This window comes from Staphylococcus delphini (assembly GCF_900636325.1).
GTDB classification, from domain to species: Bacteria; Bacillota; Bacilli; order Staphylococcales; family Staphylococcaceae; genus Staphylococcus; species Staphylococcus delphini.
The window spans coordinates 1,111,857-1,137,416 of record NZ_LR134263.1 but is presented as its reverse complement, the minus strand read 5'-3'; the positions used below and the strand labels follow the sequence as shown (position 1 = coordinate 1,137,416).

The following is a 25,560-nucleotide window of genomic DNA, read 5'->3' as shown; positions in this document are numbered from 1 at the left end:
TGTCTCCCTGTTTCAATTACTGTATATTGCTTTCCTGTAGTAAAATACTCATCACTTACACCTGTATAATAGTATTTCTCTGAAACATATGGCATCATATATTTTCCCCACCTCAAACTTTTTTATTCTAAATAATTAATAATCTTTCTTTAGCAATTCCAAAATATCCTTCTTCTAATTCATAGCCTATGAATCTTCTATTCAATTTTTTGCAAGCTACACCTGTTGTTCCACTCCCCATAAACGGGTCAAGAATGACATCTCTCTCGTTGGTCAATCTTTGAATTATCCACTCCATCGTTTCGATATTCTTTTGGGTAGGATGTCCGCCATTTATTTTTTCGGACTTAGGAGTGACTTTCGTTTTTATTAAAGGTCTTTCGTAAGTTTCAGATAATCTATTAAAAGTCCATTTCTCGCCTTTTTTCACTGCCCAAATTGCAATTTCATAATCCGTTATAAACCGTCTATCTCTGTTGCGTGGCATAGGATTAGACTTTTCAATTCTCAACATATCCTTAATGTCGCAATCCAATCTTTCTAATTCTTTAATTATAGGTGTTATTGCTTTCCAATCAGTGAAAATAACAATATTTCCTCCTTTTTTTATTTTAGAAATAGCGACTGGCAACCAACTTGTCATATCAAAATTCTTATCCCATTCACCGAAGTCAATCCCTGCTCTACCCATTGATTTGAAATTATTATCTCTTGCAATATTATATGGTGGGTCTGTAATTAAAGCGTCAATACTTTCTTTTTGTATTTCTTCCATTCCAATTAAGCAATCTATATTTCTGATTTTCATAACTCATTCCTCTATGCTTTTATTTTTAAGATAAAACTTTTATTTCATCACCTAATATGTAATTAAATGCCAGTTAGATGTTTTTTGTTAAACCATCGCCATTATGTAATGTATGAATAAATTCTTTTTTGCTCTTAATTTCTTTTTCAGGTGTGTCCCCCTCAAACTTCTCTTTTAATTTTAAATACGTTCTGTATTCCTGTTCTTTTGTGTACTTTTCCCTTTCCTCTTTTAATTTATTTTCTACATAGTCACGGTATTCTTTAATCGCTTCATGATTCACAAAAGGTAATTTTTCTTCAGTAAGATAGCCCTCAAATTGTAGCTCTTTGTTTAAAAGCATATATTTAAGTCGATGCTCACTAATATATGCTTTTGTAATAGCATCTATGTCGAGTAAGTCCATCTCTTCTTGCATTTCTGTGTCGATTCTTAAAGAATAAATAAATACTTTTTTAGTTTCAGTGACAAATATGATAGCAGGAAGCCTACCGGAAGTATCAACTCTCGTTTTTAAATGAAAAACATGTGTTAGTGTTTCACCCGCTAAGTCTTTTATGTGCTCGAAAGTGTATTCAGGTTTAAAAATGCTTTTTTCTATTTCTTTCAATACTTTATGTGGTGCTTTCATCTCACTCGTCCTCCTCATACTTCCAAGCCACAGAATCAATTAATTTTATAGCTTTATTAATAATATATCTATCGGCTTCGTTATCAATTTGCCGAATAGAATGTTCTAATTCACGCATTGCTTCTTGAAACACCTCAAATAGTTCCTCATTAGTCATTCACTTTTCCTCCTTATTTTAAAATTTAATAATGCTTTTAACGTAATTTTCTCCGTAATCTTTCATAACTTGTTCCGAAAGGACGCTGACATTATATCCCAACTTTTTATTTTTTTTACGTAACCTTACATAATCCGAAATAACAGCTCCGCTTAAAAGAAGTGATACTACATATAAAACAGTCATTCACTCGCCTCCAAAATTTCGTAAGTTTTCTTAAAAATATCCGGCTTAACTGGATAAAACTCGCCTTTTATCCCTTTCACAATATAATCACCTAATTCAGCTGTCATGATGCCTTCTAACGTTCTCACCTTCATTTTAGGTTTATGATTAGTGACTGTATATACTACATTGTTATATGTCCACTCTTCAATTGCTTCTGCACTCTCAATTCCAGTGAATTGAATAAAATCAATCGCCACTGGTTTCTTTTTAGCCTTATTTAAATAGCGCAAATATACCATTTTAACCCTCTTGTTCGTAGAACTCATCTCTCAATCTAATTAAGTCGCTATCTCTATCTGTTTTCTTTCCATTTTTCTTATACCAGTAATAAAAATCTCTTACTTCATGGTTACTTTGTAAAATAAATTGTTTTGGTGAATAACCAGTGTTAATCTTACCAATGAACTTTCTAATATACTTCCAGTCTTTGTACCATTTAGATTTTATCTTGAGCATATAGCCCTTGCTGTCTTCAAGTACCCAACCTTCATGTTTTGCGTCCAAGCTCTTAATTTGCACCTTATACCATTGATAGAAATCTTGCCAGTTATTGAAAGTAAACTCTAACTCCTTGTGCTCTAGTCCAATCATAGCAGCTAGTTCTCGACTGTAATCTTCACTCACTCTTTCAAATTGTAGTTGGTTCTTTACAACATCTAAGAGTATAATTTTACTTCTATCATATTTAGCGATGTGTGGGTCATTCTTAACATCAATTACTTCAAACACAGCTGATGCGTTGTACTCTTTAAGCTCATTTTTTAGCCTCTCCAATTCATCAACACTTAAAGCATTCTCAACTATATCCTTGAACCACAACGCATATTGATTGTCATACTTTGCTTTGTGAGTTTTACTCTTTGAAGCATACACAAGTTCGTCAATATCACTATCGTAAAACAGGATTCCTAAATATCCATTTTCTTTTCGATATGCTTTTACAGGAAACTCCAGTCTGTCAATAAGTTTATCTAATTTATTTTTTTTGTTTTCATCAATGTTGAAGAATTTGTTATACGCTCGACCTTTAACTACACTATCCGCTCCATCGTCTTTAACAAATAACCCTCTTGCATGCACTGCTAACTGATTCCATTTCCCACTATTAAACAGCTTTGATGTGAAATTAACAGAGCACACATTATCATATTGATTTTGAACTTTGATATACTTTCTATCACTTTTTGCTGCATCAATAAATTGTTCTACTGTTAAATCAACATCTAACTTTTCTGTGTAATCGTCTGAAATTAACCATTTTGAGTCAAACACATCATTCTTAATTTCATGAGTCTCAATTTTGTTCTTAACAAAAGGGTTCCCTTTAATAATAGTAATGGCTCTCAAATGCCCACCTTTCTCAACTCTTCCTTCTAAGTTGATTGAGCTTGCATCTACGTCCAATGGAATACGATAAAGATTTCTGTGACCATGTATTTGAATAATACGGTTTTGAATCATGTAAAAGTTTTCATCACTCCATTCATCATCGATTTCAAACTCATATCCACCAATTCCATTAATTAATTGGCTAGTAGAAACTAAGTTTAAATTTGGAATCATGTTCGGTAAAATACCACCATGAGTCACAATATATTGAGAACCATTTAACTCAAAATACAAGCATTGTAGCAATTTTCTTAGGATTGGCTTTACTCGGTCTTTTGTGATTCCACTATCTAAAAATTCTTTTAGTGTCGTTTGAATGAATCCACGAGACTTAATGTATTTATACATTTTATTGTACTTATCTTTTTCAGTATCACCTAAGCTATAATTAAGCTCATCAATTAACTCGTCATATACTTTTATATATGTTCTCAAATGTCTTTCATGATTCCCTTCAATCAGAAACACGTTAGACAAGTTATAAATAGATTCAATGAATTCAAATACTTTTGCGTTTTCTAACCCTCTATCGAACAAATCTCCTACAAAAATATAAGCTGTGTCTTGATTATCAGCAATTTCTTCATATGTAACTAATTCATTTAATGCAGTATAGCAACCATGCACATCACCAATAACTTTGACTTTATTAAATTGATTAAAATCTTGCACTTTCCATTCAATTTCTTCCAACAATTCTTCTGGTTTTAACACTTTAGCAAAACTAGGAATATTCTCGTACTTTAATCGTTCATGAATATTCTCAATAGCTTCTTCTGGAACAAATTCATACTCTTTTCTTCGGCTATTTCTCTTTAAACATTCTTCTAAGGGTATATCAAAATCAACCACATATGTACGGTAACCATAACTTTCTCTTAATTTTTTATATTTGTTAATTAGTTTAGCTGTTGAATGAGTAGCATCGACAATAATAAAATCACCATTTTTCATACGCTCTTCAAGAATCTCGAACAACAACTTCCATACTTTATTATCGTTTTCTTGAGACATTACCAGTTGACCTGTTTCGTTGACTACTGGTGCCGAATACCTTAACACATCAGGTGATAATGCGAACGGTTCTAAGCCATTTTCTTTTAAAAAGGTTGACTTACCACTAGCTGGCGCGCCTCTAAGTAATACTAATTGTTTCATTCATCATAACCTCATTCCGTTTTATTTTTAGATTTTAATTTTAGTGACCAAATCAAAAGGGAAATATTGGCTTTAAATATCGCTAAAAGTTTATTAGTTTTGTTTCTGTGTATAAATTCTTGAGTTAAATGTATTGTTGCTCTTTTCCTCGGCTCAGTAAAGACTTCAGGTGTAATTGGATTGATTACTTCACTTGGTAAGCCCGCATTATTCCGAAAATATTTTGGTAAAGAGTTAGGTTCGTTGTAATCCTCAAAGAGTATATAAGTATGACGCCACTGTTTATTCTTTATATGACCAGAACAACTAAATTTAGTTTTATATCCTTTTAAATTGAGAATATAAATTGTTGGCGCTATTAAAAAGTCTAAGCGTTGTTTTCCTTTAAATCTTGCGTTAGTTCCCATTTTTCAAGTTCCTTACTTTCCTTTCAATAATATTGTGTTCAGCTAGTTTGTCCATAATATACATTAAGCTGTCATATTCTTTTTTCGCTTCTTCATAACTTATAAATTTCATTGCTGCTACTTCTTCTATACCAGCAATACTATACTCATTCCATCGCTGTAAAACGTCAAATAAAAACGAACCAAGTTTTTTAATTTCATCAAAAATACAATCATCATTTTCTTTAATATCACGCTTACTTTTCACTAAGTCTAATTTTATTTCACTCATGATAATATACTCCTACCATTTTATATTTTTAAATGCTTCTTTAATCTCTTTAAACGTGTAATACTCATTCTTTGCCTTGTGTTCTTGACTTATATCAACGAGCACCATTGTGTTTATAGCAATGAGTTTATCTATGATGTAATTCATAAAGTTAAATGACTTATGTTTTGCCCCTTCTTCAAATATCGGTGTAACTTTATAGAAAGAATAATTGTCTTGAATGTATGGCAATACTGCTCCCCATACCCCTTCTCTAACTTTGCTACGATTGTATACCTTTAAGGCTAAATCTAAGTCGTGGTAGATTAGATAACCTAAGGAAAAATACCATACTTTGTTTAAATGTATATGACTAACTGGCGACTCATTGACGTAAGACCTGTATAAAATATGCTCAATTAACTTCTTGTTGTAATCGCACATAGTAACACCCCTTATCCGCTAATGAACATAAACATGTAGAAATCGTTGTGCTTACTATCGTACCCCACTAAATCACAGATGTGGGACATAAGGCTATGATAATAACTTCTGTCGTTAGAATTTTTAAAAGTTTGTTCGTTCATTTCTGTATTAAACAAATCAATTATTTTATCTTTAGTTAAAACATATATTCCTTCGTATTCCTCATTAATACTATCACGATATTCTTCAGCGTCTCTTAATAATAAATCCATTAAATAATCGGGTCTTCTAAAATCAATCTCGAAATTAAACTCTTCATATTTATTTTTCTTTAATACATCTTTGTATCTAAAATTGTTGACAAAATGCTGCAAACCTTTTTGCTCCACTTTCCTTTTGCTTAATGTCACTCCTACTACTTCAAAATCTAAACTCATTGCTTTTCCTCCTTAAATCGTTCTAGTCGATTAACCCAAATAGTCTATCAATATCCAAGAAAGTATGCCCATCGTATTCTGGCGCCTTATCTAACTCTTTCACATCGTACATGTGCCAATACACCATAGGGTAATGATATGTATACTGTCCTTCAGGCGTATCGACACCCACAATAAACATTTCATTAGGTTTACCAAACATTGTACCGTCATGATGTTGCTTAGATTTCCATGCTTTTTCTTTATATGTATTTAAAATTACTGCGAACAATACTGCTCTGTCATGATAGAGTTGACCAAAAGTGTGGTAACCGTCTGAAACTTCCTTTGTACTGATTATATTTTTTTCCTTTAATTGTTGAATTTGATTGTTTAAACTATTAATTATAAAACCTTTCATTAGCTCGTCCTCCTCAATTAGATTGGGTAATCAGTTTGTGTTTGAAAACTCCTTTAATTGTTTTTATTACTTTTTGTAGGTCGAACATACACAAGATTCTTCTCCTTTTTTTCTTCTTTGAATCTAGCTAATCTCTCTAAACCAGTATCATCTTCCAATTCTATTAACTTATTTTCAAATTTCTTCCTAGTATTTCTAACAAAAAGTGGGTCTGTACTTAAAAATTTAAAAATACGATACTCTATATCTCTTACTAAATCATTTGCCTTTTCCAAAAGGAAGCTCAACCCATCAAAAATAAATTCATTAATAGGTATTAAACCAATTTTAATTTTTGCTAAAGGTGTTACCAGTTTATATCTCCACACATAAGGTTTTACAACTTTTCTTTGTTCCTTGTTAAGCAAATACTCTTTATCATGATTCACATAGTAAATAAAACTATCCATGAGTTGTCTTTTATTTCTTTTACTCATTCCACCATCTCCCATCTTTCCAAATTAATACTAAATCAGTGCTACTATTAACCATATAAAACGCTTCAAGTTTTCCATCTAACTCGTCGACATACTTTTTAGCATCATTAATACTTAGATTTTTTAATTGAATATTTTGTAAATCGTCATTATCACTCTTATACATTGCTAAACCTTCAGGGAGTTTATACTCCTCCGTGATTGTCTCTTCGATTTCTACTGTAAATGTTTCATTCTTCGCAGTAATCTTGTTACTAATATCCAAATATCCATTTTCATCGAATCTAACAATTTGACCTAAAACCTTATCACTTCTAAAAGTTTTATTTCTAACATCGTTCTCCCAAGCCCATTGAATTAATTCATGTAGGTTCATTTTCTTTTTAACTTTAATTTTCATTTACTAATTCCCCGTTTCTCGTCCATAATAGAGTCATAGTCATATCATTGTTTAATATATAAAAAGCATCTGAATTACAGTTTTTCTCCCCTCTTAAAAAAGAATCATAATGAAAGTGAAATTCTCCACGATTCAATTCAATTAATACTGGTATATCTGTTTCCATATTCAGCTCTTCTTCTACTTCGACGGTGAAGGTGTCAGTTAGGTTTAAGTCAGTCATATAAAGGTATCTATCATCACCAACCACCACTTTTCCTTTGCCTTTATTATCAAAAAACACTTTGTCTGCTACCTCATTTTTTTTAATGTATTCAAAAAGTTCTAATAGTTTAAATTCCTTTTTTACTTTTATCTTCATCGTCGTTCCTCCTGTAATAATTCCCTATGTTCGTGTATGTTGCCGACGGTTTCCATTTCTTGATTAACCATTCTTAATACCAATTTATTTTCCATATTTTTAATTAAAGCTACTAAATCTTCAATAGCAATCTCGTATTTTATATTGCGTGGAACCTTACTTAATCCATCATGCTCTGCTGAGAACTTCACTATGTCTCCCTCAAAAATCTCTATACCATTCTTGTCATGTAGTCCTGTTGACCGCATTAAAACAACCTCATCAAGTCCTCTAAATGCACCATTTTCTAGCTCGACATATTTATCAAAAATGTTGATTTCACGAACATCTGACATTAGATTTTCAGTTTTTTCCCATGCCCTAAATTTTGGTATCATCTCAAACACTCCTTAAATTTTTAAATAATTCTTAGCGCTCATCACTATGAAATAATTTTCGCCTCAGTTAAAACAACTAGCGTTTAATCTATCAGCAACATCTTCTGCTACTTCTTTCTTTGAATATGAATTATATACTCTCTTATTTTCTCTACCAAAAATGTCAAAACCAATTTCAATTACGTAGTAAGTTTCTTCGCTATCTGGCATTTATCTTTACTCCTCAAATTTTTGTACAGACCAATGGCTTGTTGTCATTGTATTAAACTGAATTCTTAACAGACTTCGTAACACTGCGTCTGCTTCCTCAATATGAATTTGTGAATCTACAGGGAAGTCATGCTCCAGTAGTTCATCAAGTGTTACCGTTCTATCTAGTATTTCTCTAGTTTCTACTTCTGTCAGTTCTAGCTTCTTACACGTATGACGAATAGGTAATCTGTAATGATACGTTGGTAAAATTGTATATAACTTTTTATTCTCTTGCATCATCAAAACTGTTTGTTCTGTCTTACCTGTGCCACGTCCTGTCATAACTTGTTTCATATTATTTACTCTCCTAACTTTTCAATAGCTTTCATAATTTCTTTTTTACTTTGTATATCAGCTTTCATACTATGCTTTAAGAGAAATTGAATCTTTTGCACTAAACTGTCTTTTTTCAGGTGCACAAACGCTTCCTCATTTTCTCCCAGTAAGTATAGTTTTGCATAAACTGAAATTTTATTTTTATTAAAATAAGTATCGTCAGAACATTGTAAATTTAATTCATTGAATTTAATATCTTTTTTTTCATTATTGAAAATTTTCTCTTTCTCAACTTTACCCACTTCATATATACGAAAATGCCCACCAACTCTTTTCAACTCAATATTAAACCAGTATTTATAGTATCGTTGTTTTTCGATAAGTATCTCTTTGTTTAAATAAGGATATTCGTTTATAACGATTTTATAATCAGTACCGTAATTATCTCTAATAAACTCTGCTTCTTTCAAAGAATCAGTGTAACCAATAACATTGTTGTAATAAGTTGTATCAAAATCGTCATATTCATTAAAAACATACTCAGTTATTTGTTCTTCGATAATATAAATCTTTACCATAATTATTCTCCTCGTATTCCTTAATACTCATTAAACTTAATATCACTGCCGAATTGTAAACTTAGTAAACTTTCTTTAAAGTGGTCTAAAAAGAATAATTGGGTATCGCCATCTTTATATGTAATAAAAAGTCTAAGCAAAGTATCATTCCATTCAACTTTTTGCACATCTCTGATTGCCGATATAATTTCTTCGTTTTTGTCATCTAACGTTGTGATAAAAATTGTATTCTTGTAAGATTTACTCATCGTCCTAACGCCTCTTTTACACGTTCTAAAATATCTTTCTTATCCCAATAACGACTTTTCTCACTCATACCACCACTCCTTATCAATTAATTTATTTTTCATGATTTTTCAAAAACTCCAAATTGTCCTTTCAACCTTGCAAGGTCTCTATCAAATTGATTTTGCAATTCTTCTAGCTTATCTTGATATGAAGTTACTTTTATATAACCACCTGTTGGTTCGTCCCAATCTCCTCCGTCTCTTTCGTAATCAACCATATCAATTTCTCCATTAATAAAATTGTCTTTCTGAAAACACCAACTGTAGTTTATATCTTCAACAATCTCTTTACGAGTTTCTTCGGAATCATCTGTTACATACTCCTCAACCAAAGTTTCAGAATCCCACTTCCCGAACGTCACATAATGTTCAATTAGTACTTCCATTTCTAATCAACTCCCAATTTTGTTTTCTATTATCCACTCTACTTGTCAATATAAATTAATTTATTTCTTTTTCTTCTTCAAAACTCCAGATTGTTGTAGCAATCCCTCTGTCATCAGTATAAATAATCGAAGTCACATTAGGATTATTATTCAACACACCGTTAATAGACACATTGCTTTGTGTGATTGTAATTAATTTTCCTAATGATTCTGCTTTATTTCCTACGCCGCTATTATTAATCACAATATCGACTCGATTAAGAATTGTATCTTTATCAACTGATTTGCTTGTTGTTACATCAAACTCTTCCTCAGACGTAAACTTTTGACTTACGGTAACATAGCCGTCCGAATCAAAATAAACCTTTGTTTTCTCGTTTCCTACAAATGTACGTTCGCTAAAATCTTCTTCCCAAGCAATCTCCAATAACTCTGATAGCCTTACTTTCTTATTAATGTTAATATTCATTTTCTTCCTCCCTTTCAGTTCCTTGCTTAATGTAATATTCTGTCTCACTCATTTTAACACCGTCTAACGAAGAGTATAGATGACTATTATTCACACGTGCTCGTCTACTCCAGTAGTTCTCGTAAAGTTTTTTTGCTTCTCTGAGTGAAATTAACCAGACTCCCGCACTTTTTCTAATTCTATTTTGATTCACTAAACCTCGACTGAAATCTCTAGTTATGGTATTGGGCGGGAGTTTGAAGATAATCTCCGCTTCTTTGAAAGTAACGGAATCTCTTAATTCTGGTGCAAACGCTTTTCTGTTCTGGTTATGTAATTTACTCAACCGCACCAATCTTTCAAAATGCTCGTTTCTTAAATTAAATGAATTATGCGTTTTATAGAATTTTGTATCCTTATCCATTTTTATACCTCTTATATATTAATTTATTTCTATTCTTTTAAAAGTTGGCGTCTAGTATAAGGTTAGAAATACTAAACGCCTGATTACATTTACTATGTGTTTTGGGGCTCACATACAGGAATTGCACCTGTGTATCAATAATACCACAAACTATGTGCATGAGCGTATAGGGAGTTAATCCCTATTAGACTAAATTTAATTATTAAAGACTAATCATTCGAGAATATTGATAAGGTGAGATTATCAACACAAACCAATGATTACTCATTGTTTATCTCCTGTTTTTACCTTATGACTAAATTATATATCAACATTTTTTCTTTGTCAACGTTTTTATTAATTTATTTTTAAAATGGTAAATCATCTAAGCATAATGCACTACCTACTTGTTCTTGTGCCGACTTAATTGTAAAATCTTCAATCATCAACTGTGGTGTATTTCTGCCTTTATAGCTGTTTACACTAGCTGTGCATACCATATCGATAAACACAGTGTCATCAGCAAGTGCGATTTCACTCTTTTCATCTTCCGAAATTCTAAACTTGATACAATCTACGCCTTGTACTTGCAATTTTAGAGTACTACCAGTCTTACCAATAAAATTGAAATCACTTTTCTTCATGTAAATATTCTTTAGATAGATAAGCGGCTCGTCAATGCCATTGCACCACATATCTTTCTGCTCTGCTAAATCAAGAATAACATTCATATCTACAAAGTTTGACCAAATAAAATCAACCTCGTATTCTACATCATCAAAATCAACATCAATTAACTCAGACTCAATAATTGTCTGTATTTCTAATGCATCATTCAGTTCAAACTCGACGCCAAACGCATTTGCATGACCTCTACAAATAAACTTCCCTGTGTCAGTTAAAAACTTATTTAAATCTTTTATTGGCGAGTTGGATAAATTACGTGCCGAACCTTTAAATAATTCTCCTTTTTGTTTAACCAATAACACTGGTTTATTGTACTCTCTCACTAATTTCATAGCTACTAAGCCGGTTAATCCATTATCTTCAATAATACCATTAGCATTAACAATTAAGATTTTGAACTTGTCAGAACCTTTCTCATTAATACGTTCCTTAATTTTTTCCATAACTTCGTCTTCTTGTTTCTTTTGACGACGTTTTACTGACATGGCTCTAAGATATGCTTCTTCAATAATGCTTTGATTTATCTTCTTTCTTGAGTTATATATCTCGTAATCAAACTCACACATTCCATGAATAACCTGCTCTACTTCCTCAGGCTTGCCCATACGAAACACTGAGTTAAAAATTGGTGCAACGTTAAAACTAATATCAGTAGCGTTCAAATCAGCATCTTCTTCCATATTTCCGTTCTTTTCAATAACCTTTTTCAATAATTTGCTATGAATATTTTGTTTCTTTAGCCCACTTCTCATTATATAGTAAGCGCCTAAGTCAACAGAAAAGTCAGCTCTATCAGCAACCAAACCAATAGCTGCTAAATCTAGTAATTCTTTTGGTTCTTTTAATTCATATTTATCGCTATATGCAGTGCAAAAAAGATACGTCATAGCTGAGCCAGTTAGCCCTTTGTTTTCAAACTCAGGTGATAACTGATTGTTTACGATTATGGCTGGCGTTTCTTCTTCTGATGCTAGATGGTGGTCAACCACAACACAATTAATTCCTTGCTCGTATAACTGTCTATGTTCTTTAAAGTCGCTTGAACCAGCGTCTGTTACAATTAATAAGTCACCAGACTCAATCTCATTTAAAACTCTGTCAACGAGAATTCCATGTATTTTTCCTTTAGGCATGATTAATTTAATTAACTCTTTATCATATTCAATGTAATTCACTAAATATTTATAAATAATCCCAGCACTTGTTAAGCCGTCCATGTCAACGTCTACAGTTAATGCAATTTTACTTTTATTTTTAACGTGTTTATTCAATAGCTCGATAGCCGCTTCAATATTTTTTAGTTTGCTGTAATCTGGCATTAAATGACTTTGGGGGCTAAGATAACTCTTTATTAAGTTACTCTTAATCCCCCTGTTCATTAACACCTGTTCGATATTATTGTCAACACTAACATCATTTTTTAATTTTACTTTCATGTTTGTGTCTCCTCTAAGTCTTTCAGTGTTATTAAATGTTTATCTTCTTTCATCATTAACTCTAATTCTTCTTTATTTAAATCTAATGGACTCTCTTTAAGCCACAATCTATTTTTAGTATCAGTTAAATGATACGTTGTACAGTAAGGAGCGAATAATTTCGCTATCTTTCTTATCTTCTTCATATATTCATCATAGTCAGGAGAATCAACAATCATGTATTCTTTATCCATTGCTATGATTACTTCCTCAACTTGTAAATCTAGTAACAAATTAGCTTGGTACCTACTCATATTTGAGCCACAAATTGCTACCACAAAATTGTTATCACCATAAAAAGTGTCAGAAAATAAGCATGATTTTTCTCCCTCAACAATCATGACTTTCTTTTTCTTTTTAATAGCCTCCTTGTTTTGAAACAAACCGTACAATGCATAACCTAACGGGTGATTGAAACCTCTCTCACCAATGTAGGTGGGAATATACTTAGCTTTCTTTATTAAGTCTTTACGCCAGTTTCGACTACGTATGCCAATCAGATTTCCCTCACCATCGAGGTGAGGGATAATAGTTTGGTTCATTTCAGGGTAAAACCTAATCCCGTATTTTTCCATAGTTTCAAGGCTTATGCCCTCTTCTACCCAAGCGCTCGGATACATTTCGTCAAAATACTTCATTATACTTTTGTTAATTATGTTTAAATCAGGAATAAATTGAGTTTTAGGCTTGAGTCTATTCAGCCAAGCCCAATCATCGATAAGTTTGACCTCAAGTTGAACACCTTTAACTTTTCTACTAAAGTCAATCTTTCTTCCTAATATCTCTCCTAAAATTTTTATCGCTTGATTAAAGTCAATTTTACTTCCTCGAGTTTTATTGACTTTAATAATTAAATCGTATATATCAAATGCACCACAATGTGTGTAACAATAAAAAGTATGTGTGTCTGGATAATAATATAGCTTATGTGAACCACCAGCTCTATTGTGGCAAATTGTCTCGGAAACTATTTCACCTTTCGTATTAACGTGGTGACTAGCCCCATAATATGTAAGTACTTTCTGAATTTCTTCTATGCTTAATGTTTCTTTGAATTTATCTTTATCGAACATTTTATGTCACCACTTTAAAATGGTAGTGTTTCTTCTTCTTTTTCTTCCTCTTGAACCAATAATTCAAGTGGTGTAACTTCCATAAACTCATCTCTATCATCAGTCATAAACAAATCTTCCATTCGCATAGTATCGAAGTCAACGTAAAGATATAGTTTACCTTTATATTTTGAGTGACGATTCTTATAGATGTGCCAAATCATATTAGGCTTCTTGTTTACACCTTTTAACTTACCCATAATTGCTTCTATAATCTTGTCATCTTCGCTCGTCGGTCTAGTCATAACAATACCTTTTGTAAATTTGTCTGCCATATTCTTGGCACCACGTAATACGTTTTGGTCTAATTTCTTGCTATGCACCGCTTCGCCATTAACCTGTGTAGAAGTTGAAAGGTGCACGTTATGTTCTTTTGCAATTTCGGCTAATCCGGCTGCAAAGATACCTAAAATCATATCTTCACGGGTAGTCATGCCACGAGTTTTGCTCGCCATTTCCATCATTACTTGGAAATTTAAGTGAATGTAATCAAAAAATACATATTCAACATTATATTGAGTTACGTACTTCTTAATGATTGCGTTGATTGTTGTTGGCTCAAATTGTGGAATGTACTCGATGTAAAATGATTTACAGTCGTTTAACTCTTGAATTGATTCTTCAATAACTCTCACTTCTTCTGGTGATAAGTTATAATCCTTAATACGTTCTTCTGGTACACCACTAATATAAGCCCAAATTGTCGGCTCTAATTCCTCTTGCTCCATCTCGGTAGTTATGTATAACACTTTCTCAGATGTGCCTTTACTTTCCCACTCACCTGTTTTCCAGTTGTACCATTTTGTGATTGCTAAATCAGTGGCTTCTCCTAAAGATGTACGTGATTTAAAGGTATTGGTGGAAGCTGAGCGTAACATTGAAGCACCTAATAATTGTCCTCTGAATATCTTGTTTTGCAGTTTCCCACAAGTTGAAACCCCGTATTGTGGCTCTTCTTTAAAGCTATTGAACAACTGTAAACCATTTTCACCAGCAACTCCTCCTTCAGTCTCATAACCGATTTTAAACTTACTAGCAAACTCATTCACAATTCTTTCATAATGCTCTATAATGTCATCGACACTTAAATGTTCAAATCTATTTTGTAACGCTGTGTTCTCTTCATCATCATCTGACGTTTCATAAACATCTTCAAGACCAAACCCTAAATTTACTGCTTCTCTTAAAATAGTAAACTTACGAATTCGTGTTGCATGTCGATGATAAGAATCTGGGCTTCCTAATGTTGAAATAACATTATATAAAAATTCAACACCGTCGTTTTGTGTGAATATCTTATATGGTTCGTCATAATGACTTAAAAATTCATCAACTGCTGCGGGAGTAACTTCCTCTCTCATACCGTCCATGAACAAATTAGCTATTGCTGAGTAAATAATATAGTAAAACTTACTCTCACCCTTAGCTATAAAATCATTTTTTTCTAATTTTATTTTGCTCTCCTCAATCAACGTAGGCTTTTTCATCAAGCAAGCTAAAGCGCTACATACGTTTGAGTTAGGAAACAAGTCCATCTATCCACTTCCTCTACAATTCATTCAAATCAAACTTTCTCTTTTTATTCTTTTTCACTTTTTTAACGACAACTTCTTTAACTTCTTCTTTGTTTTTTACTTCTGTGTTTTGTATTCTCACTAGATTACGATAAAAGTCTGCCGCTTCATCATAAATATACGGAAGAATACCGATACCTTTAGAGTTTCTAGTAGAATTGTTTTTTATATCAAAGAAATATTCTAGAGCCATCTTAATTGCTTTGTATCTGTATCCGTAAGGTTTATTATGATATGTTTGAATTTGTTTTAATACAAATCCAGATGGTTTATCGGTATTAAATAAAGCACACACATACTCAATTAACTCTTTATATTCTTCTTTGTCTTGTAATTTGCGTTTTTCTTCTTCGTTCTGCTCGTTAATAAATTGTTCTCTACAAGTTTCATGCCAGTATCTTCTACCAACTTTAATCATGTTTTCTTTGCTATCTTGTTGTTCACAGTATGGGCATTTAACGTTAGCCATTTAGTTCACCAACTTACATTTAGGAGTAAGTCTCAGCAGCGTAGCGATACCACTGAGACTTTAAGAATGTTTATTCAGACTTTAATTTGTCTGTTAAGTCATCAACAATAACAGCCATTGCTTCTGTTTGTTTTTCTTTCAGTTCATGTACCCTAGTACCCTCACCAAAAGTATCGTCCATTAACTCAGTAAATTCTTCTAAACGCCCAGCTTCCATATACGCTTTTCCTAAACCAATTAATTTTTCTTGTAACTCACCGAAGTTTAATTCTTCAGAACTTGTATTTTCAACAAATTCCTCATATGTAACTGCTTTACCACCTGCTTGTTCGGCACGTTCTACACCAATACGTACCGCTTCTTCAAGGTTTTCAGCTGTAAATGGTTCAATCATATTAGGCATTAAGTCAAAGCGGGAGCGTGCAAAGTATTCGTCAGTCTCACGTACATATCCAGTAGACAAGATAACATTACCCTCGTCATCTACTCCGTTTGTTTTTAAGTACACAACAATATCAGCTAAATCACGTACAGTACCCATTGAACGAATATCACCTGCTGGAATGATTTTGCCATTTTCGTCCACTTTTTCATGTCCGATAAATACGACCGTGTATCCAACTGAAGTTAATTTATCAATTTCTCCCCAAAATTCTTCCTTGTATTGTTGCCACAATCCATAACCTCCGTTGCCGCTTGCCACATCAGCCGCACCGTGTTGATTAGCCACATATCTTTGGCAATAAATAGCGGCAATGTCAACTGTATCAAAAATGATTGTACTGTATGCTTCACGAGCTTTTTTAACATCTTTGCCAGTTAATTGCTTATTAATCTTTTTGAAATCTGACCACTTAGTTACATAGTGAAAAGGAATACCAGAAATAGCATTCAACCCTTTCTCGAAACCTAAATAGAATGGTTTACTCATTGCGGCTGCTTGTTTAGTTTTACCTGATGAGTTTTGACCGTATAATAAAAACGACTTACCTTCTAAACCTTTCGGAATTACTGAAATAGTTGGGTTAAAAATATCTAATGACATGTATAAATCTCTCCTAGTTAAAAATTATTTTATTTGTTTTGTTATTAATTCGTTTACTCCAATGCTTTGGTCGATATGTATCTAATTTGTCAATTAAATTATTTTCTTGATAATAACTTAAAAACTCTTTAATTCTCTTATTCTTTCTATGTAAATAAATTGTTGCGTTTTGGTACATCAAATTATATATATGAAACACTCTATGATTACCACCGCATTCAAAAGTATGTATATATTTCTTATTTTTTGCTTTGTATATGTTAGAAACATTCCTATTGTATCCGTTCAACTCATCAAGTTTAAAAAACTCTTTAAGTTGTTCACAAAAAGTCTTGTTAGAAACAAATTTGAAAGTGTAATGTTGAGAATCCACATATTTTCCTTTGTTTCTAATCCTAGTCAACGAACCGTCACCATCAAAATATCCTCTTACAAAATGATGTAACAAATGTTTAGGGACTTGAGTTTCGTCAGGAAAACGTATCAATTCCTTCTTTTCTTTGCCAATATTATTGTTTGTAGGAATCATTCCTTTATCAATCAAATCTTCTATCATTTTTGTAGAAGAAACCACCAATTCACAATAAGAATATTCTTTCTCGCCCACTGTCGTGTAATATGTCTTGGGATTATAATGTTCAAGCTCTATGTGTTTAGCAAATAATTTTAAATGTTCTCTATCGGCACCTTGTAAAGCTAGTTTTAATCTATTCTTGACCTTACCATCTTTACCTATCTTGTTATAAGTAAGTGTTCCATCGGCATATAACATTCCTAACCAATAAGCCTTCTCTTCTGAATCAATCATCTCAAAATAATCCTCATTATAACTATGTAATTGAAGTAACTCTTTTGAGGATTTAATAGATATTCCCCATTGTCTTAATCTTGCATTAATCCAACTAGAGCTTATACCAAATCTTTTGCTAATTGATTTTGCGTTTTCATACTTCTTTGAATAAGTGTTGATGATAAATTCTTTTTGTTTATCACTAGCAAAGTAACCATTTCCCTTTTTCTTTAATACAAAGAATTTTTTTCCATATTCTTCTAAGTCGTCTTGAATACGCTTCTCTTTCAACTTATTTATCTTTAATTGTATTTCTGATACCAATTCTCCTCTGTCTCCTTTAATATCAGCAAGGCAAGAATTATCTCACCTTGCTACAATCTACACATAACATCAATTAATTTATTTCTTGATATTAAAAAGGTAAATCTTCATCTGTTAAAGCCGGAGTACTTGCCGCCGTAGATTTCTTAACAATATTAACTCCTTTTTTAACCTCTTGCTTTTTCTTCTCTTGTGAAGCTGATTGACGCTCTACTTTATAGTCTTCATATTTCTTCATAGCGTCTTTCATTTCATCAGTAGTAATGTAATCAACTGATTCTTCATCTTCTACCGGAGTGACACCTTCAACTAAAATACGGTTTTCAATTTCACGTTTAGTATCTACGATTGGTTTACCGATGCCGGCTGGATTAGGACGTTCTACTTGTTTTAGAATATATTTATTAATCCATTGACCATTAATAGTTAATGTCATACCTTTTTCAAGATTATCTTCTAACCATTCAGCAACACCATATTCATCAGTCGCTTGAACTTCAAACGGTTGAGCCATGCCACGATGAATAGCTGCTACTTTGAAACGTACGCTATCTGTTTCGTCCCCCTCTTTATTAGTAACTCGAGTGGCACTTGATAAAGCAAATGTTTGGAAGATAAATTCAGCACCATAATCTTCTTTTTCAACATTACGTCGAGATACAAAATTAGCTTGAATTGTTGGCATCTCCACTAATTTACCGTCACGTCCTTGATACACATTGTTTTCAATATGTCCATTAATACCAATAACAGTTGGACTAACGCCTTGTAAGTTTTTCTCAGCAATGTCTTTAAGACTTACATATTCATCTTGCATAGTCTCAATAGCTTTATAAGCCTTGTTCTCTTCCTTTTTACCATCGTTTTCATAGTATTCCATAGCTGACATTCTAGCTTTATGTACTTCACCTTTACCAACTTGTACAGAGATGTTTGCCATTTTCATTGGGACACCTTTTTTAGTTGTGATTTCTCGTACCTCTAACTCTTTAAGTTCTCCTACTACCGTTACTTTGTTCTCATATCGTTTGTTTTCAGCCATATTATTCTCTCCTATGTATTTTAATTTATTTTTATTGATTTTAAGATTATAACTTCTTCAATTTCTCTTGTAACTTCTCATTATTTAAAGAATTCTTCAAGTATTCGTTTGTATTCGTTGGAACAAACTTTTGCTCAAATAATTCATCGCTATAACGTTCTTTATGTTCAAATGAATCAGACAATGCTTTTTCTTTTTCATACCCTAAACTATCGATAACTGGCTCATCATAATAGTCAATTGTGATTCCGTTAGGTGCTAAGAAAGCATCATTCAAACAATCAATTGTGACTTGTGAACCTTTGAAATCAACTAGAGTTGAATTCGAGTTTAATAGTGCGTTCATCACATTAGCAATATCCTGTTCATTTAAACCAGAATATTTGTTAGAAGTCACTTTGTAATTAGATGTAACAACAACGTTACCATAAGCAACTTCAAACTCGTTGATTAGCATGTTAGGTGTAACGTTAGATAATCTCGTACCCTTAAACGCTAACCCCTCTTCATCTAGCACAACTTCTTGTGGGTCTGCAATCCAAACAGTATAGTCACCAACTTGTCTTGCTAACGCCGGCGCTCCAATTTCTTGTTGAATAAAAGTATCAGGATTACTAACTGATTTAACTGAAACTTCAATAAATCTGTTTGATTGCTTAGGCTTAATAATTAAATAATTCAACTCTACCCTCTCCTTATTTCTTCAGCACAGTAAAATTACCATAATCAACAGCTGTTATCTTTTTAAACTCACTAATAATTTCGTTTACTGGGTCGTTAGTCGTAAAGTTATGTACACCATTCTTGCTAATGACAGAATCAGCATACGCAACAAAATCTTTAAACTTCTCAATCTTAGAAGAAAGAGTTGTGTCATAACGTGTGTGGTTAGGTACATCAACAACTTCTTCAACATCGGCAATTTCCTCAACATCACTGCCAATCAAACCAGTTTCTATCTCATCTTCACCGACAATGTCGTAAATGTCGTCTTCTAAGAGATACAATTCCTCAGAATCTTTAACATTTTCAATCGCTAATTCTTTCTCAAGTAGTAACTTTAGCTCGTTTAATGCTTTTTCTCGCATCTCTAGCAAGAAGTTAAAAGCGTCACCAGCAAAATCAAAAGCGTCACTTTCTACAAAAACGTTCAATGTCTTTAAATCCATATTCTTTTTCCTTTCATCATAATAGAATCAAAGTAATTCAATAATAGTTGTATACTCTTTGTCACGTGTAACTGGAGGAGTATTAACATCAATATCAAACTCGATAACGGTTGAATTTCCTCCATCTTTACTCAAATTGTGAGCGATAATGTGTTTCTTAATCAACTCGTACACACTTTCTATTGCTTCTTTCTTAATTGCTTCGAGCTCTTTATCTTTCAATTTCTTAAAAGATTTGTCTCGTGTAATTCTAACACTGTAATGAGCCAAAACATTTCCCCTTTCGATTAATTTATTTCTTGTAATCTGAGTAATTACAATTTCATAATACAACCACAAATATGATTATACTATCAAATTGGAATTACGTCAACACTTTTTATTAATTTATTTCCTTTGATTTGCCCTAATAATTTTTTAGGGCTTATTCACTATTACTACTCCATATAAATCTTGTAAAGCATCTTGATATTGTTTGATAAACCTAGCGATTGTATATGGTAGTGACTTTTCATAAATGTGTTTACTATATCTTCTCATCACTTTTTCTATTTTCATGTAATCTAATTTTCCGTTTTCTGATAGTAAATACATATAGTGCAATATACCAGAATCAATTACGTTAGTAACACTTGAAATGTAATTGTTAGTTAAGTCTTGTAGGACTTTCATTCGTCTATATACTACTTGCTTATCAATTTGTTCTGTTGTGGTGTCAGTAAACTCGACATTTCTAAAAATATGATTTCCGCCTATTATGTCTTTTGCAGGTCTTCTAGAACTAGGGTCACCGTTCTTGGTGTAATAGATTGTAGCTCTATATGATTTTTCCATATCATCTAACAAAACCTCTGGCACTTCAATATAGCGCTCAATTGTTTCACCTTTCTTATCGTTTAAAAGCCTCAATTTATAATATTGTTCATCACCAGCGACATGTGTTGGATTACTTCTAGCTTCTTTAATATCATCGATGGTTAGATTGATTAGTTCGCTATAAGCCGCCCCAGAAATGCCATGAAAGATTGCTGAAACTAATGCTCTATCGCTAGCATTATAGAAGCTACTAACATGTAGTAGGAATTTCTCGTACGTGAAAAACTTTTGTTTATGTTTATATACAAACTTATCAATCTTATCGTACGTAAACATTCTGAACAAATTAATGTTAGATAATCTATCTCCTCTCTCGATAGCGTAATCAGTATACTTTTTAGCAAATGTTAAATAAGTTAGTAAAGTGTTTTTACTGGAGGAATAGATATTATAAAGCAAAATTTCTATTTCAGAAGTTGTAAAGTTATACAAATCAGTATCGAATTGTTGCTCTACTTTACTGCTGTTATTGAATAATGCAGTATACACTCTTATTTCGTTTTCACGCTCTAAAGATTGTAAAAACTGTCTCTTATACAAACTATTGTAAAACATTATTCCACTCTCGCTTTCTCAAACAAGGTTTTTATATTGTTGGTTGCTTCAATTTGCACTTTCTTAACACTTTGGTTTGCCACTTCGATTCTGAAATTGACCTCGTTATCTTTTAGATAATTAGCCACCTTGTGAGTTTCATTTAAAAATTCTTTAATTGTTAAACCGCTTTCGACATAGTTTTTAAGGAAAGCGTAAATGTAGGCACGAGTATTAAAGGTTTTATTGATTTCTCGCAAGTCTAAGTATGCCAAAATCACTTCTGAAACTTCTTGAGCTGTACTTACTTGGTCTCTCCTAGTTTCTACAGTAAATAATTCATCAATATACTTGCTTAGTTCAGAAAAAGCTATTGAACCACCACCTGTTGTGCTACTTGTAGTTTTAATAACACCTTCAAACACAACATCTTTATCTTTTATTGCCTTAACAACTTTGGCGCCTCCAGATTCTTGTTGTAACTCAGCTACTCTGTTCTTTGACCACGGAGTCGCCTTACTGTGTTGCGCTTGCCATTTGATAGCTTCAGCTGTAGTAAAGTTACTAAACACCACATTGAATTCAAAATTGATAGTCGGGTTCTCACGATAAGCATTTTGTGCTGCTAAAACTCGGTGGAAACCATCGATAACATCTAGTCTAGTTCCCTCAGTAATCGTTAATGTATAACTTTCTGGGTCATAAATTAATTCATCACCACTCACACTTGTCATAGGAGCGGCATTAAAGAAAAGTGTACTTTCTTTTAATCCATCTTCTAAAAGCAACTTTTCCATCTCACTAATGTTCTTTTGGTTTAACATTGGCTTTCTAATAATTTTTCCAATTCGTTTTTCCAATTTTGATTCTCGTTGAATGTCAAAGTTATAATTGATTACTTTAGAATCAACAAATTCTGCAATTTGCTTAACACTTATTTTTGTGCTATACACATTGTTTACCTTAACAACCGGTTGAAAATCATACGGGAAAGTAATTTTGTCTTGCTCTAAGAATGCATGAAAATCAAACTGTTTTGCTTCATTAATTTCTCCGGCTGTTAGATACTCCTGTATACTATCTTCATGCCCCAATATTTTAAAACTTTCTAAAATGAATAATGAAATTAGTCGAATGTCAGTAGTATCGAAAAAGTTATCGTCTAATTCACGATTCAAGAAAGAATGTGTGATACCACTAGGGACTCTATACTTTCTTTCCATTTCACTGGCAATTTTATTAATTGATTTACTAGTGTCTTGATTTTTCAGAAGTGTAATAACCTCTTTAAAAGCCTTGAATTTATTATTCATGCTTTCCCTCCTTTTTGTCATTTTTACTTTTTGATTTATCGATTTTTATTTTTTGGTTTCTCTGTTTTGTTTAATTTGTTTTTTCGATTTTTAAAAACACAAGCATCTATTAGTTGAAACCTATCGATTTAAATCGTAGTTTCAACAGTTGATAGTGAATTCAAATTAAAAGTCAAGCTGAGCATATTTTAACTCACTACTTACATTTAACCACAAAATACAATTATTGTCTATGCAATTTTTCGTATAATTTATTTTATTTGCGTTAATGAAGCTAATTCTTTTTTCAACATAGATTGTGTTGCTTCTGGTAAATTACCTAATGCCTCAATTAACTCAGTTTTACTGTAATCAGAAAATCTAATGTCAGCCGTATCAATTTTCTGTTTATTTGATATAGCACCTTGAAACACTTGCTTATTGTCTTCAAGATAAATTTGAGTAGTGTTGATATTCGCATGATTGCCCACTTGTCTAGCTACTTGAATATCTTTTGTAGCTTCATAGGCGTAGTTTACTGCCCCTTTTTTGAAACTGTGAAAAGTAATATTTCTATTTTCATATCCTAGAGCCTTTTTAGCCCGCTTCATCATTTTATATCTGACTTCACTAGAAAAATTGAAGATTGACTCAGTAGATTCCTTATCTAAATGCAAATCGCTAAACATCGCCGATGCGAATTCTAATGATAAACTTTTAATAAATTGTTTCTTTCCTTTATCTACGCCTTTTAATACAACTTCTTCTTTCTTCCAGATAAATGATTGAGGAGTGATATTGTTTAATGCTTCGGCACGTACTCCAGTGTCAAACGCTAAAGCAGTGTAATAGTATTTCTCAATTGCTTTCTCTTTCTCATTCTCTTTAAACCAATTGATAAACTCAAGCGCTTCATCATAGCTCAATACTTCATATGAATTTTTAGATGTTTTTAATTTTGCAATGTTGTTAATACCCACGAGGTCAATTTCATACCCGCTGTTGTATAGGAATTTTGCGAATTCGATTATAGCCGACATTTTACGATTAATAGTACTTGGCTTTAATTTATTATCAATTAAAACACTTCTATACTGAATTAACTGTTTTCTGCTCATAGTGTAAACGACTAAGTCTACTTTAATATTCTCGCTTCCAAAGACTTTGCTAAGATATTGTTTTAAATCATTTAAGTAAGCTAACTTAGTGCTTTGTGAATTAGCTCCCGCTTCATTAGCAAATTCATTAACTAAACTCATGACACTATTAGTTACACTTTTACTACTCATAATATGATTTTCTAATCTTATAACACTCGCTGTCATCTTTTCCTCTCCATTCCTTTGTTTTTTTGTGTTCGTTCGTTTTATTTATCTTAACTTTATTATAATTTATTTCTTTAAAGATAACAAGTCTTTTTTGATAAATTCCATGCAGAAGTTTTACACCCTGTTATATAGTAAATTTTTGTCGAAAAATTCGAGAATGAAAACTCCCTGTAGATTTTAAAGTCGCCTGTTATATAGCGTTTTTTATTCAACCATACTAACCCCCAAAGTGTTTGTCTTTATATTTTTTTGTCATACCTCCCATGTTGTGAAATTGTTGTTTGTTGTGGCTGGTGTATGTGGTTGTCATCTATCAACCAAAAAGGTTAAAAGTTTCGGATAAAATAAAAAATGCACACACGACGCCTATACGACGCCTTTCAACGCTCTTTCTATTTCGTGTGGGTAGGTACTACCCACTGTAAACGGCGCTATGACGGGCTTTATAAGGGGTCATAATTGCAATAAAATCAGTATTTTATCGTTAAATTTTGCCACAATATTGCCACATTTTCAGTAATTTAATCCCAATTTTTTAAAACAAAATCAATTCACAATATCATTCTGTCGTGTAGCTGCTCACACAATGATGTATAATCATGATTAGTCATATTTCTGTTTGAAAAGGAGGTGCAACATGAAAGTAATAATAAACATCGATGATGATAATTTCAGTTACTTGAATCAACTCACAAAGCAAGATAATACAACAATTGACCATATTATTAATGAGTTGATAAAATTTAATATTACTGATGTTAATAAAGCGTATCAGCAAGCCGATAAACAAGCATTAAATGAATTTGCCAAAATTGCTCAAAAATATTTTCATGAAGATATAGCAAGCATTTATGACGTTCTGGGGACGTCTGAAGAAGTCGAAACAGACAGAAGAATGTTGAACGTATATGAAAAATTGTATCAAGACATATTTCAGCGTGATGGTGTGATGCTCGAACTGTTTCAAGAATATAAAAAAAGACGGTCGTAATTGACCGCCTTTTAATTCTAATTTATCCAATTATTAAATTCACTTATTTTTTAAATAATATTTCAAAGTATCCTCAACATCATTAAATGTATAATATTCGATGTTGTCTGATGTCTGCTCCTCCTCTCCTAAAAATTTGAAATTTAACTCTTTATCACGAACATACAGCATTAAATTATCAACATCACTTTCATTTTGTAAATATTCATTCGGAATGTCATAACTAAAAAACATATTACCCTCTTGCGTCACAATATTAACACTTTCATTTGTTTGATACATTTCGATTACATAAGATTTATTATTATTTTTCATTC

At 32.2% G+C, this 25,560-nt stretch carries 37 protein-coding genes; 1 reads left to right on the top strand and 36 read right to left on the bottom strand.

The features are described 5' to 3' along the window. Positions 1-127 precede the first annotated feature (127 nt). From EL101_RS05270 to EL101_RS05115, 35 genes are all read right to left on the bottom strand, one after another. Positions 128-808, bottom strand: a complete 681-nt coding sequence (locus EL101_RS05270; protein ID WP_096597420.1) for a DNA-methyltransferase — start codon at positions 806-808, stop codon at positions 128-130. A gap of 73 nt (positions 809-881) precedes the next feature. After that, entirely contained in the window at positions 882-1,439 is a 558-nt protein-coding gene (locus EL101_RS05265) for a hypothetical protein (RefSeq protein WP_240622715.1), read from the bottom strand. A 1-nt stretch (position 1,440) separates the two neighbouring features. Then, a complete protein-coding gene (locus EL101_RS13235) occupies positions 1,441-1,596 on the bottom strand; it encodes a hypothetical protein (RefSeq protein ID WP_164715571.1) in 156 nt (51 codons plus the stop codon). Between the two features lie 18 nt (positions 1,597-1,614). Further along, on the bottom strand, positions 1,615-1,782 hold the full coding sequence (locus EL101_RS13230) for a hypothetical protein (RefSeq protein ID WP_164715570.1): 168 nt from the start codon (positions 1,780-1,782) through the stop codon (positions 1,615-1,617). After that, positions 1,779-2,063 (bottom strand): hypothetical protein, encoded by a 285-nt coding sequence (locus EL101_RS05260; protein ID WP_096597422.1) that lies wholly within the window; start codon positions 2,061-2,063, stop codon positions 1,779-1,781. Before EL101_RS05260 ends, EL101_RS13230 begins: the two co-directional genes overlap by 4 nt. 1 nt (position 2,064) lies before the next feature. Then, on the bottom strand, positions 2,065-4,371 hold the full coding sequence (locus EL101_RS05255) for an RNA ligase (protein WP_096597424.1): 2,307 nt from the start codon (positions 4,369-4,371) through the stop codon (positions 2,065-2,067). An 11-nt stretch (positions 4,372-4,382) separates the two neighbouring features. Beyond that, complete coding sequence (locus EL101_RS05250) at positions 4,383-4,778, bottom strand: hypothetical protein (protein WP_096597426.1); 396 nt, start codon at positions 4,776-4,778, stop codon at positions 4,383-4,385. Then, positions 4,768-5,049, bottom strand: coding sequence for a hypothetical protein (locus EL101_RS05245; protein ID WP_096597428.1), 282 nt, complete (start codon positions 5,047-5,049; stop codon positions 4,768-4,770). Before EL101_RS05245 ends, EL101_RS05250 begins: the two co-directional genes overlap by 11 nt. 12 nt (positions 5,050-5,061) lie before the next feature. Continuing rightward, positions 5,062-5,472, bottom strand: a complete 411-nt coding sequence (locus EL101_RS05240) for a hypothetical protein (protein WP_096597430.1) — start codon at positions 5,470-5,472, stop codon at positions 5,062-5,064. An 11-nt stretch (positions 5,473-5,483) separates the two neighbouring features. Further along, complete coding sequence (locus EL101_RS05235) at positions 5,484-5,891, bottom strand: hypothetical protein (RefSeq protein WP_096597432.1); 408 nt, start codon at positions 5,889-5,891, stop codon at positions 5,484-5,486. A 22-nt stretch (positions 5,892-5,913) separates the two neighbouring features. Next, positions 5,914-6,291, bottom strand: coding sequence for a WDGH domain-containing protein (locus EL101_RS05230; RefSeq protein WP_096597434.1), 378 nt, complete (start codon positions 6,289-6,291; stop codon positions 5,914-5,916). Between the two features lie 53 nt (positions 6,292-6,344). Next, positions 6,345-6,767, bottom strand: a complete 423-nt coding sequence (locus EL101_RS05225) for a hypothetical protein (protein ID WP_096597436.1) — start codon at positions 6,765-6,767, stop codon at positions 6,345-6,347. Beyond that, positions 6,760-7,167, bottom strand: coding sequence for a hypothetical protein (locus tag EL101_RS05220; protein ID WP_096597438.1), 408 nt, complete (start codon positions 7,165-7,167; stop codon positions 6,760-6,762). Before EL101_RS05220 ends, EL101_RS05225 begins: the two co-directional genes overlap by 8 nt. Next, positions 7,157-7,528 (bottom strand): hypothetical protein, encoded by a 372-nt coding sequence (locus EL101_RS05215; RefSeq protein WP_096597440.1) that lies wholly within the window; start codon positions 7,526-7,528, stop codon positions 7,157-7,159. Before EL101_RS05215 ends, EL101_RS05220 begins: the two co-directional genes overlap by 11 nt. Continuing rightward, positions 7,525-7,905 (bottom strand): YopX family protein, encoded by a 381-nt coding sequence (locus EL101_RS05210; RefSeq protein WP_096597442.1) that lies wholly within the window; start codon positions 7,903-7,905, stop codon positions 7,525-7,527. Before EL101_RS05210 ends, EL101_RS05215 begins: the two co-directional genes overlap by 4 nt. A gap of 63 nt (positions 7,906-7,968) precedes the next feature. Further along, complete coding sequence (locus tag EL101_RS13225; RefSeq protein ID WP_164715569.1) at positions 7,969-8,115, bottom strand: hypothetical protein; 147 nt, start codon at positions 8,113-8,115, stop codon at positions 7,969-7,971. A gap of 6 nt (positions 8,116-8,121) precedes the next feature. Further along, positions 8,122-8,451 carry a hypothetical protein gene (locus EL101_RS05205; RefSeq protein WP_096597444.1) on the bottom strand — a complete coding sequence of 110 codons (330 nt, stop codon included), beginning with the start codon at positions 8,449-8,451 and terminating at the stop codon, positions 8,122-8,124. Between the two features lie 5 nt (positions 8,452-8,456). Next, the gene (locus EL101_RS05200; RefSeq protein ID WP_096597446.1) at positions 8,457-9,011 is read right to left on the bottom strand and encodes a hypothetical protein; all 555 of its coding nucleotides are present in this window, start codon (positions 9,009-9,011) and stop codon (positions 8,457-8,459) included. Between the two features lie 20 nt (positions 9,012-9,031). Next, positions 9,032-9,259: a hypothetical protein gene (locus EL101_RS05195; protein WP_096597448.1), complete on the bottom strand. Its 228-nt coding sequence runs from the start codon at positions 9,257-9,259 to the stop codon at positions 9,032-9,034. A gap of 98 nt (positions 9,260-9,357) precedes the next feature. Then, positions 9,358-9,684: a hypothetical protein gene (locus EL101_RS05190; RefSeq protein WP_096597450.1), complete on the bottom strand. Its 327-nt coding sequence runs from the start codon at positions 9,682-9,684 to the stop codon at positions 9,358-9,360. Positions 9,685-9,739: 55 nt separating this feature from the next. Beyond that, on the bottom strand, positions 9,740-10,153 hold the full coding sequence (locus tag EL101_RS05185) for a hypothetical protein (protein ID WP_096597452.1): 414 nt from the start codon (positions 10,151-10,153) through the stop codon (positions 9,740-9,742). Next, complete coding sequence (locus EL101_RS05180; protein WP_096597454.1) at positions 10,143-10,556, bottom strand: hypothetical protein; 414 nt, start codon at positions 10,554-10,556, stop codon at positions 10,143-10,145. Before EL101_RS05180 ends, EL101_RS05185 begins: the two co-directional genes overlap by 11 nt. A 347-nt stretch (positions 10,557-10,903) precedes the next feature. Next, a complete protein-coding gene (locus tag EL101_RS05175; RefSeq protein ID WP_096597456.1) occupies positions 10,904-12,658 on the bottom strand; it encodes a DHH family phosphoesterase in 1,755 nt (584 codons plus the stop codon). Next, the gene (locus tag EL101_RS05170; RefSeq protein WP_096597458.1) at positions 12,655-13,770 is read right to left on the bottom strand and encodes a hypothetical protein; all 1,116 of its coding nucleotides are present in this window, start codon (positions 13,768-13,770) and stop codon (positions 12,655-12,657) included. Before EL101_RS05170 ends, EL101_RS05175 begins: the two co-directional genes overlap by 4 nt. Before the next feature lie 14 nt (positions 13,771-13,784). Continuing rightward, positions 13,785-15,344 (bottom strand): DnaB-like helicase C-terminal domain-containing protein, encoded by a 1,560-nt coding sequence (locus EL101_RS05165; protein ID WP_096597460.1) that lies wholly within the window; start codon positions 15,342-15,344, stop codon positions 13,785-13,787. 13 nt (positions 15,345-15,357) lie between these two features. Next, positions 15,358-15,852 (bottom strand): hypothetical protein, encoded by a 495-nt coding sequence (locus EL101_RS05160; RefSeq protein ID WP_096597462.1) that lies wholly within the window; start codon positions 15,850-15,852, stop codon positions 15,358-15,360. Between the two features lie 70 nt (positions 15,853-15,922). After that, a complete protein-coding gene (locus EL101_RS05155; RefSeq protein WP_096597464.1) occupies positions 15,923-16,897 on the bottom strand; it encodes an ATP-binding protein in 975 nt (324 codons plus the stop codon). Between the two features lie 13 nt (positions 16,898-16,910). Then, positions 16,911-18,011 (bottom strand): hypothetical protein, encoded by a 1,101-nt coding sequence (locus EL101_RS05150; protein ID WP_096597466.1) that lies wholly within the window; start codon positions 18,009-18,011, stop codon positions 16,911-16,913. 91 nt (positions 18,012-18,102) lie between these two features. Next, positions 18,103-19,053 carry a hypothetical protein gene (locus tag EL101_RS05145; RefSeq protein WP_096597468.1) on the bottom strand — a complete coding sequence of 317 codons (951 nt, stop codon included), beginning with the start codon at positions 19,051-19,053 and terminating at the stop codon, positions 18,103-18,105. A gap of 46 nt (positions 19,054-19,099) precedes the next feature. After that, complete coding sequence (locus EL101_RS05140; protein ID WP_096597470.1) at positions 19,100-19,735, bottom strand: hypothetical protein; 636 nt, start codon at positions 19,733-19,735, stop codon at positions 19,100-19,102. A gap of 13 nt (positions 19,736-19,748) precedes the next feature. After that, complete coding sequence (locus tag EL101_RS05135; RefSeq protein ID WP_096597472.1) at positions 19,749-20,222, bottom strand: hypothetical protein; 474 nt, start codon at positions 20,220-20,222, stop codon at positions 19,749-19,751. A 27-nt stretch (positions 20,223-20,249) separates the two neighbouring features. Then, positions 20,250-20,492 carry a hypothetical protein gene (locus EL101_RS05130; protein ID WP_096597474.1) on the bottom strand — a complete coding sequence of 81 codons (243 nt, stop codon included), beginning with the start codon at positions 20,490-20,492 and terminating at the stop codon, positions 20,250-20,252. 147 nt (positions 20,493-20,639) lie between these two features. Next, positions 20,640-21,653, bottom strand: coding sequence for a phage lytic cycle repressor MrpR family protein (locus EL101_RS05125; protein WP_096597476.1), 1,014 nt, complete (start codon positions 21,651-21,653; stop codon positions 20,640-20,642). Continuing rightward, on the bottom strand, positions 21,653-22,945 hold the full coding sequence (locus EL101_RS05120) for a ParB N-terminal domain-containing protein (protein ID WP_096597478.1): 1,293 nt from the start codon (positions 22,943-22,945) through the stop codon (positions 21,653-21,655). The genes EL101_RS05125 and EL101_RS05120 overlap by 1 nt, the downstream gene beginning before the upstream one ends. Before the next feature lie 251 nt (positions 22,946-23,196). Next, a complete protein-coding gene (locus EL101_RS05115) occupies positions 23,197-24,249 on the bottom strand; it encodes a tyrosine-type recombinase/integrase (protein ID WP_096597480.1) in 1,053 nt (350 codons plus the stop codon). 640 nt (positions 24,250-24,889) lie between these two features. Between EL101_RS05115 and EL101_RS05110 the strand changes: the two genes are divergently transcribed. Next, a complete protein-coding gene (locus EL101_RS05110; RefSeq protein ID WP_096597482.1) occupies positions 24,890-25,243 on the top strand; it encodes a hypothetical protein in 354 nt (117 codons plus the stop codon). Positions 25,244-25,282: 39 nt separating this feature from the next. On the opposite strand, the gene EL101_RS05105 is transcribed toward EL101_RS05110, so the two are convergent. Then, entirely contained in the window at positions 25,283-25,558 is a 276-nt protein-coding gene (locus EL101_RS05105) for a hypothetical protein (protein ID WP_096597484.1), read from the bottom strand. Positions 25,559-25,560 lie beyond the last annotated feature (2 nt).